An 18,752-nucleotide genomic window follows, 5' to 3' on the forward strand; every position below is an offset into this window, starting at 1 on the left:
TATTACCCCCCAAAAACTTTTGAAGCAATTTCAGCCAACTGACCTAAAAGTCGTTCCGGATTTCCTACTGCAAAAAAGACAAAAGCTCCTGCAACGAAAAAGCCAATCAATCTACCAATGTCCTGTTTAAATAGGTAATAGACTCCAAACAATACTAAAACAATCGCTACGGCGTTACCGCCTTCGGTTGTAACCCAAGTTTTAAGGTCTCCTAATGATGGAAGACTTGCACCTAAAACATAATAAAAGTTCATCATAATTATTTACCTCCTAATGTGTTTTCCATCTTTTTTACGAAATACTTCCCATCACGTTTCTCTAAATAAATTGTGAAGCTTTCTGTATTTTCAATAGAAATATCTTTTTCCTGAAATTTAACATTTGTTTTTATGACAAATTCATTTTTACCCGAAGGGTATACTTTAGTATTTTCCAATCCAACAAATGAACGCTGACCGTTTAGAGCCTGTGGCTTTTCCATCATATAATTAAGATCATCTATTGTCCCATCTGCGTATTTTTTGAAGAAATCTTTAAGCCAGTTCTCAATTTCCTGTTTTTGCTCCATTGGAGCCTCGGATTGCTCGGTCAATGGGTTTGTTTCACTTTGAATACCTTTTGTCTTCACATCCGGAACCGGAGTAAAATATAAGTTAGAAACGACTGCATAACCGTTTTTTGATGCCCTTATCGGCACATTAAGCAGCATAGTACGACTGGTCTGTTTCTTTTCCTCGTATTTTTCTTTGACTTTTTTCTTTTTCTTTCCTTTCTTCTTCTCAACCTCCCGCTCTTTTTGCTGGATAGCAACATTGTCATAATCTACTCGATACTGCAAAACAGCTTTGTCATTGTCAAAATGAACATCATACAATGTCTTATGATTCAATTGTCGATACCCACCAACGTCTCCCATCGTATCAACAGTTAAACCTTCTGCATAAAAGCTTTGTAAGGCTTTTTCGCGTGCTTTCCTTTGTTCGCTGTCACGCGGAATATTCATATATTCATCAACGACTTGATCTCCAAAAATCTCTATTTTTGGACTTCGATATGCATCATACCCGTTTTCATCCTGATTTGCAGTAACAGCAGCAAGTGCGCTTTCCGTTGCCTTCGATTTTTCCAAGGCATTTTGAGCACGACCAAAAGCTAGGATTCCAGACATTCCAAGAACAACGATCAACGCCCATACAAGAACAACAGCTCCTTTGCTATTTCGGATCTTCGGCAATTTCCGGCTTTCTTTTTTGCTACGCTTAATTTTATTGTCTGAAAAAATGCTTGACACTCTTTCTTTCAAAGCGCCTAATGCCATTATTCTCCTCCTTTCAAATTGGGTTGCCTTTTGAGTATGATCGGCTTGCTCCGAAATTGGATCTTTCTTCTGATTCAGTCCATTCATCGGATTCCGGAAATAAGTGATTTTACGTCTCTCTTCAGACGTCAATCCCTTCGCTGCCTTTCTAACGACTACAAACACTCCTGTTTCCAAGTCTTTAATTTCGTCTGGATGAACATAGAATTTTTTAACTTTCCGAGTTGTACCTTTTTCTGATTTGAATTCGATTCTTTTTAGTGGACCACCAACGTTTTCAGTCTGAGTTGTCAGGTCAACGTCGCTATAAGTTCCAATAATGGAAGCGACGGCTTCCGCAGAAGCAGCTTCATTACTGCGGCCAAAAAAGAATGTGTTACAGTTATCAATTACCTGTTTTGAAATGTCCTGTCCGTTAATGAACAAATCACCTAATGATTGAATACCGATAGCTGCCCCAAATTCAGCACTACGCGCCCGTGCTAGGATGTGAACAATCGTTTCAGACCCATAGGCTCCAAACTCATCAAAAATACCAAGAGCGCCTTTCTGGACATCCTGAGCATATCGAGTTGTGACACTATAGGCTAAATCCGCAATGACAAACCTAGCAAACCGCTTGATAAACTCGGAATATATGTTGCTGTTAAACGAGAAGATGACCGATTCTCCTCTTTCCAAAATCTCAAGAAGATCAAGACCCTCTGGATCATCTTCTAACAGCCCACCAAGTTCAGAATAGATCAATTTTTCAAGTTGTGTTTTCATGCTTCGCACAAGTTCTTGAACGGGATCACCCTTGCTTTCGTCAGTCAAAGCCTCTATTTCTTCCTCAGAGAGTTCTCTTTTGCCAAAAAAACGTTCCATGTGAAGAGCAGACCTTGGACTAAGTACTTTACGTATCACAGTACGCTCATGAACCTCATAATCTTCAATCTCTTCCTCCGATTCATCTAGACCTAGAATGTCATCCGAAGGATTACTTTTCTTCTTAACAGGGATCTTATCCCGAATAATCTCTTCTTCTTCTATAACATCAGACATCAACGTCTGATATACAGATCGGAGAGACATATGTCTGGCGATCATCGGTAAGTCAGTCTTTAAATCAAAATCGTGCAGCATATGAATTACTTTTTGCAAAAAGTTTTCCGCTTCATTTTTATAAAAGGCGTTTTCCCAGTCGAATATCGCCATAATACGGTCAGTAATACTCGTCCTGTTACCATGACGGATTGGGTTGTACTTTAGCGGCGTTTTTTCCGAAAAAACATGAAGCTTGCGGCCATACATGTCTGTTAATTTCTTAAACTGATTAATTGTTTTTGGATCACCTTTCCCATCAACAAAAAACACAGATTGAGAATTAGCAAGTGCGCTTTCAGCCACAGTTAAAATAGCCATTGTTTTTCCGCTTCCGGTTGTTCCCTGAAACAAAACGTGTTTAGTTGTTTCCTCAAGGGCCATTTCAGCTTGCCTTTTCTTTTCATCAATACCAAGTAGAATATTTTCGACTGGCAAAGACTTTCCTATTGATCTAGATACATTTTGTCGCCACTTTTCTTGAACTTTATCATTAATTTTCACTCGATTCTGATATATTTTTTCGTAATCACCGCTTTTTCTGTATTCCTCGATTACATCTTCTTTCGGTTTAACAATCTTGCCCTTGAAAAATTCATACACAGCAATACTGATTCGTGCAATGATAATCGAAAGAGCAATAGTCGAAATATAAGTTTGAGAACTTGGATGAAATGTCTGACCATTATTAATTAGCTGTTCAAAATAATCTAACCGGCTATTCATACCGGCTAATTTTAATGAAACCGGTATGAACTGAAATAAATGCTTCCAACCTGCAAAATAGAGCATTCCACCTAAAACCGCAACAGACGGCCAAAATAGCAATTTTAATTTACCCACCTGTTTTAGAGAATAAGCTACACCAAATATTAAAAGCCCTAACACAAGTGACGGAAGAAACGCTAAACCTACAGATAACGTAGCAATAATAATTGCACCATAACCAAGTAGAGAAGTGAAATCAACTTTATTATCATTACTTGGCTTTCCATTTTTGTCCCTCGAAAAATTTAAGTCCATTTAATCCTCCCCAGTTAAAAGATCATCTAGCATTATAAAAGAAACCTTGACCCCTACTGATGAAGCAATAGCCTGAATATGATTTCTAATTGCATCTTCCTTACAAATATAAAAAATACGATCATACAAGCCGTTTTCAAGCGATTTTTTATATTGATACATTTTCTTTTTAATTCTTGTACTTGTTTTTCGACTCAATTCAACTTCAAAAGCAAAACGACGTTCACTATTGACTAAAACAAAATCTGGTACCTCCTGAGCTATATGCCGTAAAGCATTAGGTTTTTGGGTTTGCTCAACACTCATCGAAAGAAACAACTCTTGTATTAATTCTCTTTCAGTTTTAAATCCAAAATTTTTGCCTTGAGCTGCATACCGATCCAGAAGGCTAAAAATCACATCATTCACTGTAAGATCATGTTGTAATGTAGAATAACCTTTACTAGCAGCATTACCAATGCGACCAATAAAACCAGAACCCTTTTTTGTAATACAAAGAACCTTTCTCCGACCAAATACTTTTGTTTCCACAAAACCCAGTTCTTCGGCTTGTGCACGAGCGCGATAAATTGTCATAACTCCTAAATCCTTCAAATAACGCTCTAGTTGAACACTAGTGATAACACCGAAACAATCAATAGCTTCAACCACCCTTCTTCTTTTTTCACTTAAAATATAATCCATTTCCACAGACCCCCGAACTTCTAAAATATTCAACCTCCTTAGTTTAGCAAGCATAATTTCAAAAATACATACCGATTTCATACCATAAATATACCACGATAAAATGTATCCATTGTTTTGTTTTTGAATAGTACTATTCACTTTAGGGGCCCATTCACTATATCGAGAATCCTAGCGTATCCAAAAACATTTAAACAACTATTCTAATGGACGGCTGTGGTATTTGTAATTCTTCACTTCGTATCCAAAATATATGGGAAAACCTTTCCTTAGGACGACTGTACTTCACAACGAATTCAGTACCCCGGAAAAGACCACAAATAAACTATCTTATCCACCCCAACCTCTCATACACGGTATTCTCTACACAAAATGAACCGTATCCACTACACCCCTCCGACCACCTCAAAACTCCCAACCTCCTCTCTTCATCCCCTGTACTTGAACTTTATCTCTTGAACTTATCTCTCATTCACCACCCCACCTCTTACTAACTGCACCAAAACCACCACCATTCTATCCTCTCTCTGCACATCAATATTTCTTGTTTCGCTCGTGACTTCCCTCTTTATCACGTATAAGAGGGAAGTCACGAGCGAGTCCTTAGAGAAATATTGATGTGCCACCTTCCACACTACATAGATCTGGTGGTTTTGATACCTTTAAATTACCACCTTATTACCACGATTATATCACCTCAACTTATGAAATCAAGACCTATTCAGGGCCTAATTTTGCAAGGAGATCCTATGCCTTTTTACCTAAAAAGCTGAAAGCCAATCATTTAAAATTGAGGAGATCTAAGGCCGAATAAAATTAAGAGTACTCCATACCTTTTAATATTTAAGTTTATAAAACAATGTCAATTTAAGAAAAAATCAACGAAAATAATTGGTTTTTCCTTGTTTTTGATTTAAGGTTTTGGCAAACTCGGATTCCAGGCTAGGACAACGGCTGGAAACGGCTGGTTGCAGTTTTCCCCCTTGATCGATGGGAGAAAACTGCACTTTGACAAACTCGGTATACCGAGTTCAGGTATCCGTTTGGTATCCGTATGTATAGCGCTTCATCGTTTTGCTTTCGCCTGTGAGCTTATTAACTGCACCATTCCCTTAGCTTCACTAGAAACATCTCTAGATCATCTCACAGCCCCTCTGTACGTCCAAAGAACGAACAGACATGGTGTCCAACCCTCCTTTTACTTTATAGCTTTTATCACGCATACAATGGCTTGTACACGCTTTTTTCCCCAATGGCGAAAAGGAACAAAACATACCGTCCCTGCCTGACAATCCATGAAGCAAGATCGCCCGACACGCTAGACTTTTTGAAATTGGCTCCAGCTAACCCCCTGACACCTTTTTTTTATCGTAGAGGATAAGATCATTGCTCTCCGTACTAGACAAATAGAAAAACCGCCTGAGCATAGCCCAAGCGGTTCCAACATCCATCTTAACTGGAAAAAGTGTCGTGTTTTGATGAAAAATAACTGTCCAAAATATGTACAAAAAGCTTGTTTTTAAGCGGGTTTATTGCTATTATAGGGACAGATATTCTTTATCAAAACATCAGTTTCTTTAGGGTTTGTGCTTGGGTAGCGTTGTTATCGTGTGTGTCTTCTATGACCTATCCAAGCTCTTTCTATTATTCTCTTTCTATGAAAATCATTTCTTATGTAAAAGATTTTTCTTGAAATCTAGTAATGTATGAAGTTTTAAAACTAATATACACCTTTTTAATAGATTCGTAAACCCCTATTGATAGGGGTTTTTTATTGTTTTGAAAATGTATACATTTTGTTTACATTAACACTTGACTAATGTATACATTTTGTTTACAATTAAGTTAAGAATATAAGAGGAGGAATCATTCATGAGATTAGCAAGTGTAGACATTGGTAATGATGCAGTTAAAGCATATTTAGGAGGCCTTAAAGACGAAGATCAGCTCTACATACCTAATGTAGTTGCAAAGTTAGAAAGCCGTTCTATTGTAGAAATGGAAAAAAACCCTTTAGACGCTATTCATGTTGAAATAAAAAGCACCTCATTAAAAAAGGATGTTCAAAAAGTAGCAGTCGGAAAGCTAGCAAGCAAACAAACAGTAAATGAAGAATTAACACCAGACACTGACAAATCAGAAAACGATCAAGCAATAATTATGTTGCTTACTACATATTTGGCCCTCGATGCTGCTAAAAATCTTAAAGTTGATGAAGACAAAGTCATAAAAGCTAAGTATTTACTCTCTACAGGTCTTCCAATGGATGAAACGAAAAGGGGATTAAATAAAGCATTTCGAAAGAAAATAAGAACTGGAAATCATAAGGTGACGTTTTTAAACACTCCTATTTATGAAGGAATAACTGTTGAAATTTCTTTTGAAAATGTCTTGGTTAACACTGAAGGCTTTGCAGCTTATATTGATCTTACAACTAATAATGATGGATCTACAAAAGATGAAAGCATCATTGGTAAAACAATTTTAATCAATGACATTGGTGGCCTTTCAACTGATAGTGCGATCATAACAAAAGAAGCTCAAGTTGATAACGAATTTAGTGATGGTATCAAAAAAGGCGTTTCTGGAGCTTTAGATAACATTATTAAAAAAGTGTATACTCAGCACCGTTACAACATTAAAAGCCGTAGAGACCTAGTTGAAATAATCACAAATGCTGACGTTGAGGAAAAAAATACAATCTATGTCGCAGGTCAAGCTGTAAGCATTAAAGACATTGTAGATGAGGAATTATCTACACTTGCCAACGAAGAATATAAGCTAATTAAAAGCATTTGGAGAAATGTTCCCGATATCCGTAAAGCATACAATATTGGTGGCGGCTCGGTTGTTCTAAAAAATTATTTAATAGAACTTAATAAAGAAGATGCAAAATTCCCTTTTGAATTTCCTAAAGTCGATAACAGCATTTGGATGATTGCACGGGCCTACTACAAAATCCTAACAATCTACTGCCAAAGCAAGGAAATAAAGTTACCAAAGTCTGAAAATCCCGTAACTGCCCAATAAAGGTGATGATAAACAATGAAAGAAATCAAACCAAAGGACTTAATTCAATTCAGATTGCCTGTTGATACGCCAGAGGTCGTTATCAAAAAGATCAACAAATTAAAAAAGCAACATGGCCGAAAGTTTGGAAGCGAAATTGCTGATCGGCTAATCAATATCATAGAAACAGAAGCGCTCACCAATAAGAAGAGGAACAGTATTGTCGTTCCTCTTCCTAATGATTTAACTTATAGAGAAAAAAAGAAACTTGAGAGTGAGGAAGTCCGGCACCTTATCGGACAAATAGCTATACAACTTCTAAGGGAACCAGCTAAAGCTGTTCGCCTATCTTCTCAAGAAGATGAGGCCAAAAAGATCGGCGACAACGAGGAGACAGAGACAGCACCGTTCATACAGAATAAGAAAGTTTTACAGTTTGCACAGGATAACTTCTTGGATTTTGACGATGAGGATGATTAAAGCAATAGCTGAGTGGATTTAGTTTTTTTAGAGAGGAGAAAACATGAAAGAAAACAACTATTTCTGTGAGAGTCAAGGATCAAAGGGGTTAACAAAAAAGTTGATTTATAGCATCTTTCCTTGGTTTTCGATTATAGTTATAATCATTTTTTTATTAGAAATAAAGATACCTCAAGACTTTTATCCGGAAACGAATTTTAGAGGGCTTCGTTTTTTGTTTAGTGACGACTGGATCACTATACCTTTTAATAGGTTAGATAAGGATGTCCTTGTTGTTTTTTTAAACCTTACTAAATTATCAGGGTGGATTCTTACTTTAAATATAATTATTTCACCTATAGCTGAATTCAGTAAACAGTGGCATGAATCTACAAAGCGTTATATCTCTATTATATTAATAGGATTAAACTTCTTATTATCTTGTATAGGAAGTATATTAGCGATATCTGGCATAGGATGTCTAATTTTTATATCATTTTTAAATATACCGATTTTTGAATTATTTTTTTGAATACCAGTTAAAAGGAAGCAATTGAATTTTAATAGAAATTACTAAAAACATTAGAAGGCTATTCAAAAGATTTAATTAAGGAGTGAGCTTAATTGAAAACATGCACCTACTGTGGTACAGAACTTGCTTCAAATTACTGCTCATACTGTGAAATGGCCCTCAAGCTTGACGACATCTCGGAAAACGGTCAACGAAAAAAACATTCGCTCTCCTATGAACCTGATCCGGCTGACATTTTTAAATCGACTCTTGAATTATTAAAATCCAAAACAATTGAACTCATCTATCTATTAAGATACGCCCGTAAGTACCGTTCAAATGTATATAATAGTCGCCTTAACATTCATCGAGCTGAACAGGCCGGACAAAGCGATAAACAGCTTAATCAGTTCCATCAAGAAAGCTACAAGGAGTACGAAAAAGCCACTCGCAAGGTATGGGTGATCGAAAACATTATTGCTGACCGGATCGGTTACATACCGGAACAAATTAATGACAAATTTTTATCTGCATACGTCAATAAAATAGAGCAAAAACAAGGTAAGATCATGCTGATGAAAAGTCATTCGTAAAGAAGAGATTTGTGAGGGTATAGTTTTTTGGCACTTATCGAGATTGATTTAGATGACAAGAAAACAGAAGTGTATCCAAACACTTTGATCAATAGGAGGACAGTACATGCGAAAATTAGAAATTTACAAGGAAGATTGGGAATTTGTCATCGAGCATGTAAATGAGTTTGACCATGCCGTGAAGAGTTATTTTGCCACTGAAGAAGGTTTAAAAGAAGGTCTTGAAGCTTATATTCCTTTGATGAATGAGTATGAAATAAAGGCATCTAGTGAGGTTTGGGGATTGGTTATCAACCTATTAAATTCTATTTCTGTAAGTAAATCAATCAATGAAAGAGAAAACATGTATAAATGGGGTTTTTCGATAGGTTCAACCCTACTAATGTAAATGAAGATTGGAGGCGCTCCTCATGACTAATATTCAAGCAGCCATCAATGAACTGCATGTCGCTTTCAAGAAGTTAAATGATGCCTTTTTCAATGGTGAACTGCCTGAACCAGCAATCACCATTCAAACAAGTGGAAACCGTAAATCTATGGGATGGTGTACGACAAAAGAAGTCTGGCGCGACAAGGAAGGGAAAAACCGACGGTATGAATTGAACATCGCAGCCGAATACCTCGATATTGAGTTCATGGAAACTATGGACACTATGATGCTTCACGAAATGGTTCACCTCTACAATGGAATTCACAACATACAAGACTGCTCCCGCAACGGCACCTATCATAACAAAAGATTTAAAACTGAATGCGAGAGGCGCGGCTTTTACTTCCCTGACGACAAACCAGATAAAAAATATGGATGGGCTTTTCCAAAGCTGACAGAGGTCACAAAGAAAAAGATTGAATCATTAAAGATTAACCCTAAATCCTTCAGTATTGCACGAAAAGGATTTCACGGCGGGGCTGGCGACAATGAATCCGGAGAACAGCAGGAAGAAAAAAAGCCTAGAAAGTTTAAATGGATCTGCCCTAGGTGCAGCCTGCGCGTGTTATCTTCTAAAAAGGAAATCGCGGTAAAATGCGTAGAATGCGATGAAATCTTAATCAATGAATCTTAATTGACAGACCTACGGTGAAAGCCGTGGGTCATGTTGTTTTTCCTTCTTTTGTTTTCTGAGAGAGTTTTAAATGTTTTCGTGAATGATATACCACAGGCAATATTCCAAATACAAAGATCCTTAAAAAGGGATCTGGTCTTCATTTTAAAATGTCACACTCTACTGATATATATCGGTGGGAACAGAAAGTTTGAACTTTCTCAAAAAGGGATGGAAGTCTTGTGTTTTTCAGAAAATTCCTATAAAGTAAAAATTAGCGATAGATTCGGCTTTGTAGGGGCGTTCGGCTCACCTCCAGAAAGAGGGGAGGTGAGAATATGGCTGTAGAAAGCGCACTTGGATTGATGTTTCAATTTGGAATCCTGATTGTTGGGATATTGACGCTTGCCCATAGTTTCTCGAACAAAAAAAAGTAAGAACGCCCCGACTACCAATCTTGACGTTCTTACTTTAAAAAATTAAATTTTGGATCAAGGCCGAACTCCCTTACAGGAGCCTCCTATCGCCGATCGGAGATGTTACCAGCATCTTCGATCTTTTTCTTTATTATAGTCTCTTTTTTATACATTATACTCATTTACATACATTGTATTCATTTACACCTCGATTGTATCAACAAAATCACAGCATGTCCAGATTATAAGTTTCTATTTGTAATAAGTCAGACGAGAACCCCGCCTCACACAAGACGTGGTCTATTTTTACTGACTCCATATTCCTTTATGTTCTTTTTTAGCTTTGTTCTCGATGTCTCGGAACTGATCGATAAATTCAGTATTTGGAGGGAATACGGCGACACGCGCAAGCCCCTTCTGTAGCAACAATTCATTTATCATTGTCCCGTCCTTCAGATAGACATAAGCCAAGAGCCGTCCGTATCTATCCCTTTCCTGAACTCCAAGCCTTAGATCAACTTTCTGGCCGCTGAGTGTCTTTTTAGTGAAGTTTGACACCTCACATCCGAATGGCTCTTCTCCCTTTTTAGGATGAACAGTCTCAGGGGTATCAACCAAAATAAAACGGACGCGCTCTTTCTTTCCACTCTTCATCCTTATGTCTATGGTGTCTCCATCTACAACATTTACGACCTCAGCGGAAATTAAACGCTGTTCCTGCTGCTGTTCGGCTACCGTTGTCACGTCTGTCGGCGGTGTGTCTGCTGCTTTATTGCAGCTCACCAAGACGCCCAGAAGCAACACAAGTGACAAACTGTATCCTGCTATTTTCTTCATAAGCCTTTCCCCTCCATTACTAGACTGCGTTTCTCGATCTCCTTAACTATCTCTCTCGTTGGCCATTCCTTTAAGTCGTCGGGGATGGCTTCGCCACGCTTTTTTAGAAGGTTAACTAAATAATAATAACATTGGCCCCAATCGTGATAATGAATTTTTCGCACCTTGTTTTCCTCCTTCAGCTGTCGCCCGGCACCGGAAGGGGAACGTCATAGCCAAGAATAAACGGAGCCAGCATTTCAAAATACAAAAAAATTATTAATGATTTGGATAATGTCATAATGAGAGACAATAAACACTGCAATAACTCCAATTAAATTAAAAATGATCCAGTGAGTGATTTGTTTTAGCCCCTGATAGCCGTCTGTACTTATAAAGAGGGATAGTATCCCCATTACGCAACAAATAGCATGTGCAAACGTAAGATTATGATTTGAGAAGGAATCTGCGGTCGATTGTCTATAAAAATCAATTGACGTAACAAGCCAATATACGACCGAAATCAACTTCATAAGTTTAATAGCCACAATTAATCCTCCTGTCCTTCAGGTTCTATTTTTACGTTAAAAAAAGAACAAAGGTTTCATTCATTGATTTTCTCTCGGGGCTCAAAAAATTTATAGGTGAGGGGTAAAAGCCCCCGATTGCTACAAGTTCATGAAAAAATCAAAAGCTTTTTTTATTGCCTTTTCCTTGTCGTAATCCCGCCGAAATCCTAACTCTACAGCTGGACAGGTATCACAAATATAAATTTTGACTTCTTTGATCGCCTGACGGTAAAGCCTTCCATGCTTGCAATCCGGGCAGGGCTGTGAATGGTTTAGGTCTGAAAAATAATTCTCTATAAACGCCACGTCGTCAAACGTATAGCCCTGTAAAAACCATTCATATGAAATGCCTAATGTATCACGACAATACTTTTTCAGTTCTTTTAAAAGCATATACTCTCTTTCATTCCGTTGCAATTCGATATATTCACACATTTTGTTCTCTCCTTATATAGAATTGGTACGCCCCAAAAGGGGCGTGCCTTAGCTTAATACGGAATTTCGTCATCATCAGCGCCTGGAACAAACCCCATTGGTTCCCGGAAGTCTCTGTCAGCTGACTGTGAGCTGCCTGATTGTTTTTTCTTTGGTTCTAAAAACTCAGCTGTTTCAACGACAACCTCTATTTTATAAACTCTAGTGCCGTCCTTCTCATATGAGCTTGTTTGCAAGCGTCCGGATACTCCGATCAAAGACCCTTTTCGCTGAAAATTTGCGATGTTCTCGGCAAGCTTTTTCCATGCCTGACAGTTGATAAAGTCGGCTTGTCGCTCGCCTTGCTGGTTGGTAAAAGTCCGATTTACAGCCACTGTAAAGTTAACGACGGGATTCCCGCTCGGTGTATATTTAAGTTCCGGATCTCTTGTAAGTCTGCCAATAAGTGAAACATTATTCATTTATGATCTCTCCTTTTTTGAATAGTACTATTCAATACTTTTTTAAAAAATTAGGCTTCAATGAGCAGATTTGAAATGACATCACCCGAAAACCAACACTTCTTATACAAAATCTCATTTTCTCCTTCGGCCAGTAACATGATTTCCTCAGCCTCATCCCAACTGTAATTTTTCAAGAAGTCTAATAAATCAGCATATCCATACTGCGGTAATAGATGAAATAGCCAACTTTTTCTAACCTTAAAGCAAATACCCTGCTCTCCATCCTCCGCGAAATCATCATAAGGCCCGTGCGTCCACAACAAAATTGAATTATTCATCATAAAAACCTCCTCGAAAATTTGTTTCGATATACTTTTTTGCTAGGTGCTGAAAAAAATAACGATTTACGTCGCCATTGCTGAAATCAATACACATGAGGGAGTATTTGACCACCTCCTGCTCTCTTTTAGATGCTGACAGAATGACTTCATATAAAATCTCAGCTTCGATAAAGTGCGTTAGCCCGCCAACATCCACCCGATAAACTTGATCCTTCAAACCCTTCTCATCTATAAACCTGCCTAGCCATGTTGTCGTATCAATCATGTTGTACCCTCCATTAAGTAAATTTTTTTAGGGGAAGGGCGGTGTCTCCGCCCCTAAACAGCGACATACAAAGTTCGATAATCAAAGTGATGGCAAGCAACGCGTAATTTGATTTTGTTGTCCTCTGTCTCATCGACCCGTAGCCACCATCCGCTAGGCGACTCTGTCAGCTCTTTGGCAAAGTCCAAAAGGTCCAACAGCTCGCCTTTTCTGAAATTCACCGCCGCGTCATAAGCGTAATCATCAGTAAGCGCCATGTCTTGAACGCCTTGTATTACCTGCCCCGACAAGATCGCTTTAGCGATCTTGTCAATCGTCCATTTTGAATGAGGATTAACCCTTTTCGGTTTTGCAAATGGGCTGAAGACGCGCACCGCCTTTTCCTTATCATGAAAGTTTTTCACGCTCCCGTCATCAATGTCCGGAAGATCGTTTACGATAGCTCTTTCAATCAATTCAGCAAAATTGATTTTCAGAAAGAACATATACTCTTCATGATTTCTCATTGGCCATCAAAAGAGCCTTTCTGAAAATATACCGTATGTTTGATGACTGTTTTTCCGCGCTTTAAAGCATTATCAAGGGTACGGACGATAAGCGTATTTTCGTAGAGAGTGACTGCAAGCTGTTCTGACTCAACATAAACGGTCCCGTTGAAATAGATTTTTGTCTTATTAAATCCTGTATAGGCTTTCTCCAATTCTTTTAGGTCTTTAAAGATTTCAATGCTCATTTGGTTTCCTCTCCTTTTTTCATTTTTGAACTCCGAAGGGAATTAGTTCCCCAAAGGGGGATTATTTTTTCCCTTTTTGACACGTAGAGCGAAAATGCCCCATAGCTGACTCGTCAAGGGTTTCAGCCGGAAAAGTTTTTATCACCGCTGCAGCTTGCAGCGGGGTTTCGATAAAAAGTTTTTCGCCCCTTGATGAGTCAGCTCGGCTTGTTGGGCCGGAGTCGGGAAGAGTAACGAGGCTCGCCCGACCCCGGCCCTACAAGCCTTGGGGACATTTACGCTTCGGAGGTCAAAAAGGGAAAAAGCCGAAAGGAGACGTATGTCTCCTTTCCGCCTGGCGTTGTTTTGTATTTGGTTTTTTCATCTTTGTTCACTCGTTAAAAAATGGACAGGAACATAGCAGCTGTAGCTTCTGCATCCGCTGCAAGTAAATCCGGAAGTTTATAAATGTATGTTAGAAGTCGTCAAAAAAAAGGAGGCATTATGCAGGGAACTAAGAGGTATTGGAAGGATACGCTTAAAAAATATGAAAACCAAGATGAACAATTCTTAATACATTCTTTGCTTAAGCAAAGAAAAACGGGCTTAAGCCCGTTAAATGAAAAAGGAGGCTACTGTGATTTTCTCGACAGCAGCCTTCATTTATATGAAATTTCTAAAAGCAACGGTAAAAGACATCTCCTATATTAAAGAATTCCAATAATGCTTTTTGTGTTTCTCCAGGAAATGCTTTTGTGGAGATTCGAATTGCCTTTTTAAGTGCTCCCATTCGGGAACGCCCTAAGTTTCTTTGGTGTTTATAAGCTCTAACAACTGTCTTAACCATTGTATTTATTCCACCCATTAATTTTGCGGCTTTTTTCACTTTTAAAAGCTTAGCCCATGGTATAGCATTAGAAATAAGAGCCTTTCCTATACTTGAAAGACATGGCCAAGATAAAAAGCTCTGTGTTTTAAATGTATGATTGTTATTTATTTCAATAGTTTTTAAGCCTTCTTCAGTAGCAATAAAATTGAAATCCTTGAAGTCAGACCCTTTATTTTCATTTAGCCATTTAACCCCTGCTTCAATCCCTCGTTCCGCAACATCCGTAGGCATTTCATCAATTAATTTAGCAAAAGGACCAAAAACATTTTCGAGTTGTTCAGCCTCAGCATTAATTTCGTTTGAAAGACTTTCTGCTTTTGCCATTGGAAGAGAGACCGCCGTGGAAAATAATAAGCATGTACACATAAAAATAATTATGTACTTAAAAGTTTTAAAATTAGAAACCATAAAAACCCTCCTATTAAAGTAATTTACAAACATTCCATGTAATTATATACTATATAAGTATTTAAGTGGATAGTTAATTTTCTAGAAAGGTGAATATTTCATGAAAAATTTTATGGTTACTTTACTCTTTGTTATTGTTATAGGATCTTTTGTATCTAACTTTTTTTTAGAAGAAACTGCCCAGACAATTGTCAACGTGATAGGGATAATTGGAATTTTAATTCTCGCTATTGTATTTCGAATCATTAAAACAGACTAAGGACGATAGGGAAAAAATCAATATTGCATTAACCTATTTGTGGTACAATATTTAAAAAATGGGAAGGGGATCATTAAGTTTGAGTAAAGAAGAGACAATTCCTTATGATCTTGTTGCTACGAAGATGAATTTTTGGTACAACTCACTTAAGAATAACTGGATACATAAAGCTGAGGAAACAAAAGAAGAAGTCAGGGAACTTCTCGAGAATATGGAAGAAAACCAGGACGTTCTTGTTTATTATTCATTACTTGAGTTTAGGCACAAGTTACAACTCGACTATTTGTATGCTGATTCAGGTAGTGATCTTGAAGAACGATTTAAAGAGTTTAAAAGAATTAGAGAAAGAAATAAACTAGAAGGTATGCTTGAGTACTATTATCAATTCTTTTCGGGGATGTATCATTTTAGACAAAAAGAATTGTTACATGCTTTAAGGTATTATAGAAATGCAGAAATTAAACTTGAAGTCTTCAACTGCGATGAGTTAGAGAAAGCTGAGTTTTATTTTAAAATTTCAGAACTTTATTACAATATGAAACAAACTTTGTTTTCGATGGATTATGCTAATCAGGCATACAACATCTTCAAACAATATGACACTTATGGTGATAAATGCATTCGCACCAATTTCATTATTGCAGGTAATTATTCAGATCAACTGCATCATGAAATGGCTTTGAATAATTTACAAAAAGCTTTAGCTGAATCTGAGAAAATGGAAGAGGGGTTTTTGATCGGGGCTTCTCATTTAAACATTGGCTTATGCTATAATGAACTTGAAGAACTTGAGAGATCGTCCAATCATCTACAGAAATCCCTTGAAATTTACAGGGAAGATAGCAGCATCTATTCGTCTAAGGCTGCTTTTAATCTTGCATATGTTGAAGCAAGGAAAGGTAACATAATGACAGCAAATGACTTATATTTTGAGGGTAAAGAATTGGCTGAAAAACACCAGACTTTAGATGACCTTGCAAAGTTGCAGTTACTTAAAGGGCTTCACTTAGACTATGACATGGATTTGATGAGGGAATCATTTAAGTTCTTCAAGGAGAAAGGTATGTACGCTGAAATGGAAGATTACGGACTAGATGCAGCAAAAGTGTTAGAGAAAACAGAGAAACTGCATGATGCTATTGAATGTTACCGTACTGCATTTGAAGCAAGATGCTTAATCAAAAGGAGTGTGTTGGCAGGATGAAAACTAAAGCTTTAATATGTATTGTTTTATTGTTAGGTGTAACAGGGGTGGTAAGTTCAACCTATACCCAAGATAGCACGCCTTACCAAGTTTCAGAAAGATACGCAACTTGATTGAAGAAAGTGTAGTCAAACCATTTTTGTCTCAAGACAACTATTACTATATGATCGCAAAAAATGCACCCGAAATAAGAGTGCATTTTTTTATTTGGCATAGAAAATATGTATACAAAATCTAAACATTTAAATCTCTAGTTTACATAATAACCACTATGAGAAGTTGATTTTTTAGCCAATCCTCAAAATCGATCATTTTCAGCCGTGAGAAGCAATTTTGCATCTGGGAAATAATCAAAAAATCGCCCTTTTGTTTCTAAGGGGCGATCTTTTCTTTCCTCCATATAGCTCTTATTTTCGCATTCATCGGCTTATTGCGATTTGTTATTAGTTGGTCTATCATATATTGTTTTATAGTGTCCGCAAAAACTCTTTGTAGTGTTGCTATGGAATTTTTTTAAGCTTGAATTCCGAACAATGCAGCTGTCCTGGAAGATCCAAAAGGAGCTAAAACACGAATGAAAAAAGATGGCCAACTTTCAGATCCTCACTTATTCACGAACGAAGTATAAATATATCAGTACCCTAAAATTTTCAGGATGATTCTGACGCAATTAATGGGTGATTGTTCATTAAAATCAATTTAATTGCGTTAGAATGCTCATATACAACATCGTTTTGCTGTAATTCCTGAACGTGTTTAGTCTTACGGTTGCTGTCCTCCTACATTGGCCATAAATTCAACATTATCTACTTTCCAATCTCCATTTTCTAAAGTAATCAAATTTGTTTTTATGACGATCTTCTGCTCGCTGGCTGTACCATTGTAACTGGTACGGACAGTAAACTCGTTCATAAAAGAAGCTTCCTGCTTATCCGATTGATATTCATAACTACGTAAACCAGAAATGGAAGAGGATACATCAGAACCTTTTTTTGGAATACTACTGCCACTCGGATAAGTGGACTGATAACCTTTTTCTGTCATTAGTGGCTTGATGTCTTCATATCGCTGTTTCGTGTTTTTGTAAGTGAAAAATCTATTGATAAACTCATGGTTCAGCTCTGCTGCCTTTGATTGATCTAATTTTTTCAGTCGGTCGATCTGGTCAGCATAGTTCTTTTTTTGCTCTGTTGCAGCTGCTAAATCCTTTTTTAAAGATTGGGTGTATATTAGCATTAAAGCCACGGCAATGGCCGCAATGATAACGACAAGCCGTATTCCATGCTTTTTCCGCTGTTCTTCCACAATCTCACCCTTTCTATATTCTTCTGAATCCCAAGTATGGGTAAAGCTTTTTCCAAGTAGCTACGCTCGAATATTCAATTCCGTTATCATTTGCATTGATAAATTTTCCCCCTCCAACATACATACCAACATGAGTCGGACCAGACGCATATGTGCTGAAAAAGACTAGATCGCCGGGTTGTACTTTATCATCGGGAACTGGCTTGGTCTTCTCATATTGTGTAGCTGCATTTCCATTAAGATCAACACCAATTTGACCAAAAGCATATTCCATAAGACCACTACAATCAAATCCGCCTGCCGCTGGTGTCCGTCCTCCCCACACATAAGGATCACCTAAAAACTGTTTCATAATGTTGTGAACTTGGGCATAATCAAATTTTTGTTTCCCGCCACCGTCGTTTGTATCTAAGTACCTCATAACATGGTCAACATATAGGGGATCGCCATAACTGGGCCATCCTAGCTTTGTGGCCTGTTCTTTACTGAATCTAGAAGCAAGCTTCTTTGTATACTTCCCTCCGTATTTTTTAACATAGTCAATGAACCCGCTACCATAGTTATAGGCTTGAAGGGTCAATTTAATATCACCACCGGCTTTTTTCAGAACGCTTTTAAAATGCTTCATCCCAACATCAATGCTCAATTCCGGATCTGTAATAGAATTAGGGGGCAACCCTATTGATTCTGATGACTGCATAACGTCTAAATGACGACCTCCACTCTCTTGCATGACGAGGGCCATAATGATGTCAATATGCTTTGTAAGACCATATTTTTCAGCGTACTTTTCAAAAAGAGGGCGATAACGTTCTACTTCTTTACTAATTTTCGCTGTACCTGAAATATTTTCGTCAAAGCCGACCTTTTCTTCATCATCTCCGGCTCCAAACAGTAGGATAAATCCCGCTAAAACTGTATATCCTACTATAAAAAGAATGATGCCAATGACAAGAATTTTCTTCAT

Annotated in this window: 21 protein-coding genes and 1 pseudogene; 8 read left to right on the plus strand and 14 right to left on the minus strand. The window is 37.6% G+C overall.

The window, feature by feature from the left end; translation table 11 throughout:
* Positions 1–2 precede the first annotated feature (2 nt).
* Genes HOO54_RS01205 through HOO54_RS01215 form a run of 3 tightly spaced genes read right to left on the minus strand, consistent with a single transcriptional unit; the run spans position 3 to position 4,141 of the window.
* Positions 3–257 (minus strand): TcpD family membrane protein, encoded by a 255-nt coding sequence (locus HOO54_RS01205; protein WP_172292110.1) that lies wholly within the window; start codon positions 255–257, stop codon positions 3–5.
* Between the two features lie 2 nt (positions 258–259).
* Positions 260–3,424: a helicase HerA-like domain-containing protein gene (locus tag HOO54_RS01210; protein ID WP_172292108.1), complete on the minus strand. Its 3,165-nt coding sequence runs from the start codon at positions 3,422–3,424 to the stop codon at positions 260–262.
* Complete coding sequence (locus HOO54_RS01215; protein WP_172292106.1) at positions 3,425–4,141, minus strand: replication-relaxation family protein; 717 nt, start codon at positions 4,139–4,141, stop codon at positions 3,425–3,427.
* A 1,839-nt stretch (positions 4,142–5,980) separates the two neighbouring features.
* Between HOO54_RS01215 and HOO54_RS01220 the strand changes: the two genes are divergently transcribed.
* The 7 genes from HOO54_RS01220 to comI all read left to right on the plus strand — a co-directional run bounded on the left by HOO54_RS01220 (position 5,981) and on the right by comI (position 10,160).
* A complete protein-coding gene (locus HOO54_RS01220; RefSeq protein ID WP_172292160.1) occupies positions 5,981–7,138 on the plus strand; it encodes a ParM/StbA family protein in 1,158 nt (385 codons plus the stop codon).
* A gap of 15 nt (positions 7,139–7,153) precedes the next feature.
* The gene (locus HOO54_RS01225) at positions 7,154–7,597 is read left to right on the plus strand and encodes a hypothetical protein (protein WP_172292102.1); all 444 of its coding nucleotides are present in this window, start codon (positions 7,154–7,156) and stop codon (positions 7,595–7,597) included.
* Between the two features lie 43 nt (positions 7,598–7,640).
* The gene (locus HOO54_RS01230; protein ID WP_172292100.1) at positions 7,641–8,108 is read left to right on the plus strand and encodes a hypothetical protein; all 468 of its coding nucleotides are present in this window, start codon (positions 7,641–7,643) and stop codon (positions 8,106–8,108) included.
* Between the two features lie 92 nt (positions 8,109–8,200).
* Positions 8,201–8,680 carry a hypothetical protein gene (locus HOO54_RS01235; RefSeq protein ID WP_172292098.1) on the plus strand — a complete coding sequence of 160 codons (480 nt, stop codon included), beginning with the start codon at positions 8,201–8,203 and terminating at the stop codon, positions 8,678–8,680.
* A gap of 106 nt (positions 8,681–8,786) precedes the next feature.
* The gene (locus HOO54_RS01240) at positions 8,787–9,068 is read left to right on the plus strand and encodes a hypothetical protein (protein ID WP_172292162.1); all 282 of its coding nucleotides are present in this window, start codon (positions 8,787–8,789) and stop codon (positions 9,066–9,068) included.
* Between the two features lie 22 nt (positions 9,069–9,090).
* Positions 9,091–9,744, plus strand: coding sequence for a SprT-like domain-containing protein (locus tag HOO54_RS01245; RefSeq protein ID WP_172292164.1), 654 nt, complete (start codon positions 9,091–9,093; stop codon positions 9,742–9,744).
* A 317-nt stretch (positions 9,745–10,061) separates the two neighbouring features.
* The gene (gene comI / locus HOO54_RS23975) at positions 10,062–10,160 is read left to right on the plus strand and encodes a competence inhibitor ComI (RefSeq protein WP_241657006.1); all 99 of its coding nucleotides are present in this window, start codon (positions 10,062–10,064) and stop codon (positions 10,158–10,160) included.
* 285 nt (positions 10,161–10,445) lie between these two features.
* Here comI and HOO54_RS01250 read toward each other — a convergent pair whose 3' ends face one another.
* The 9 genes and pseudogenes from HOO54_RS01250 to HOO54_RS01290 all read right to left on the minus strand — a co-directional run bounded on the left by HOO54_RS01250 (position 10,446) and on the right by HOO54_RS01290 (position 15,017).
* Entirely contained in the window at positions 10,446–10,976 is a 531-nt protein-coding gene (locus HOO54_RS01250) for a thermonuclease family protein (RefSeq protein ID WP_172292092.1), read from the minus strand.
* A gap of 239 nt (positions 10,977–11,215) precedes the next feature.
* Positions 11,216–11,503 carry a hypothetical protein gene (locus HOO54_RS01255; RefSeq protein WP_172292090.1) on the minus strand — a complete coding sequence of 96 codons (288 nt, stop codon included), beginning with the start codon at positions 11,501–11,503 and terminating at the stop codon, positions 11,216–11,218.
* Between the two features lie 120 nt (positions 11,504–11,623).
* Positions 11,624–11,959, minus strand: a complete 336-nt coding sequence (locus HOO54_RS01260; protein ID WP_172292088.1) for a hypothetical protein — start codon at positions 11,957–11,959, stop codon at positions 11,624–11,626.
* Positions 11,960–12,093: 134 nt separating this feature from the next.
* A pseudogene (locus tag HOO54_RS01265) lies at positions 12,094–12,420 on the minus strand (single-stranded DNA-binding protein); the annotation flags it as partial.
* Positions 12,421–12,470: 50 nt separating this feature from the next.
* Positions 12,471–12,740 (minus strand): hypothetical protein, encoded by a 270-nt coding sequence (locus HOO54_RS01270; protein WP_172292084.1) that lies wholly within the window; start codon positions 12,738–12,740, stop codon positions 12,471–12,473.
* On the minus strand, positions 12,733–13,008 hold the full coding sequence (locus HOO54_RS01275; RefSeq protein WP_172292082.1) for a hypothetical protein: 276 nt from the start codon (positions 13,006–13,008) through the stop codon (positions 12,733–12,735). Before HOO54_RS01275 ends, HOO54_RS01270 begins: the two co-directional genes overlap by 8 nt.
* 53 nt (positions 13,009–13,061) lie before the next feature.
* Positions 13,062–13,514 (minus strand): hypothetical protein, encoded by a 453-nt coding sequence (locus HOO54_RS01280; RefSeq protein ID WP_172292166.1) that lies wholly within the window; start codon positions 13,512–13,514, stop codon positions 13,062–13,064.
* A complete protein-coding gene (locus HOO54_RS01285) occupies positions 13,511–13,741 on the minus strand; it encodes a hypothetical protein (RefSeq protein ID WP_172292168.1) in 231 nt (76 codons plus the stop codon). The genes HOO54_RS01280 and HOO54_RS01285 overlap by 4 nt, the downstream gene beginning before the upstream one ends.
* Before the next feature lie 655 nt (positions 13,742–14,396).
* The gene (locus HOO54_RS01290) at positions 14,397–15,017 is read right to left on the minus strand and encodes a hypothetical protein (RefSeq protein WP_172292078.1); all 621 of its coding nucleotides are present in this window, start codon (positions 15,015–15,017) and stop codon (positions 14,397–14,399) included.
* 338 nt (positions 15,018–15,355) lie between these two features.
* Here HOO54_RS01290 and HOO54_RS01295 point away from each other — a divergent pair, with 338 nt between their 5' ends.
* Entirely contained in the window at positions 15,356–16,480 is a 1,125-nt protein-coding gene (locus tag HOO54_RS01295; RefSeq protein ID WP_253907584.1) for a response regulator aspartate phosphatase, read from the plus strand.
* Positions 16,481–17,242: 762 nt separating this feature from the next.
* Here the strand turns inward: HOO54_RS01295 and HOO54_RS01300 are convergent.
* The gene (locus tag HOO54_RS01300; RefSeq protein ID WP_172292120.1) at positions 17,243–17,785 is read right to left on the minus strand and encodes a hypothetical protein; all 543 of its coding nucleotides are present in this window, start codon (positions 17,783–17,785) and stop codon (positions 17,243–17,245) included.
* A gap of 13 nt (positions 17,786–17,798) precedes the next feature.
* Positions 17,799–18,752, minus strand: coding sequence for a bifunctional lytic transglycosylase/C40 family peptidase (locus HOO54_RS01305; protein ID WP_172292118.1), 954 nt, complete (start codon positions 18,750–18,752; stop codon positions 17,799–17,801).

Source organism: Bacillus sp. WMMC1349, from assembly GCF_013155385.1.
Taxonomy (GTDB): Bacteria; Bacillota; Bacilli; order Bacillales; family Bacillaceae; genus Bacillus.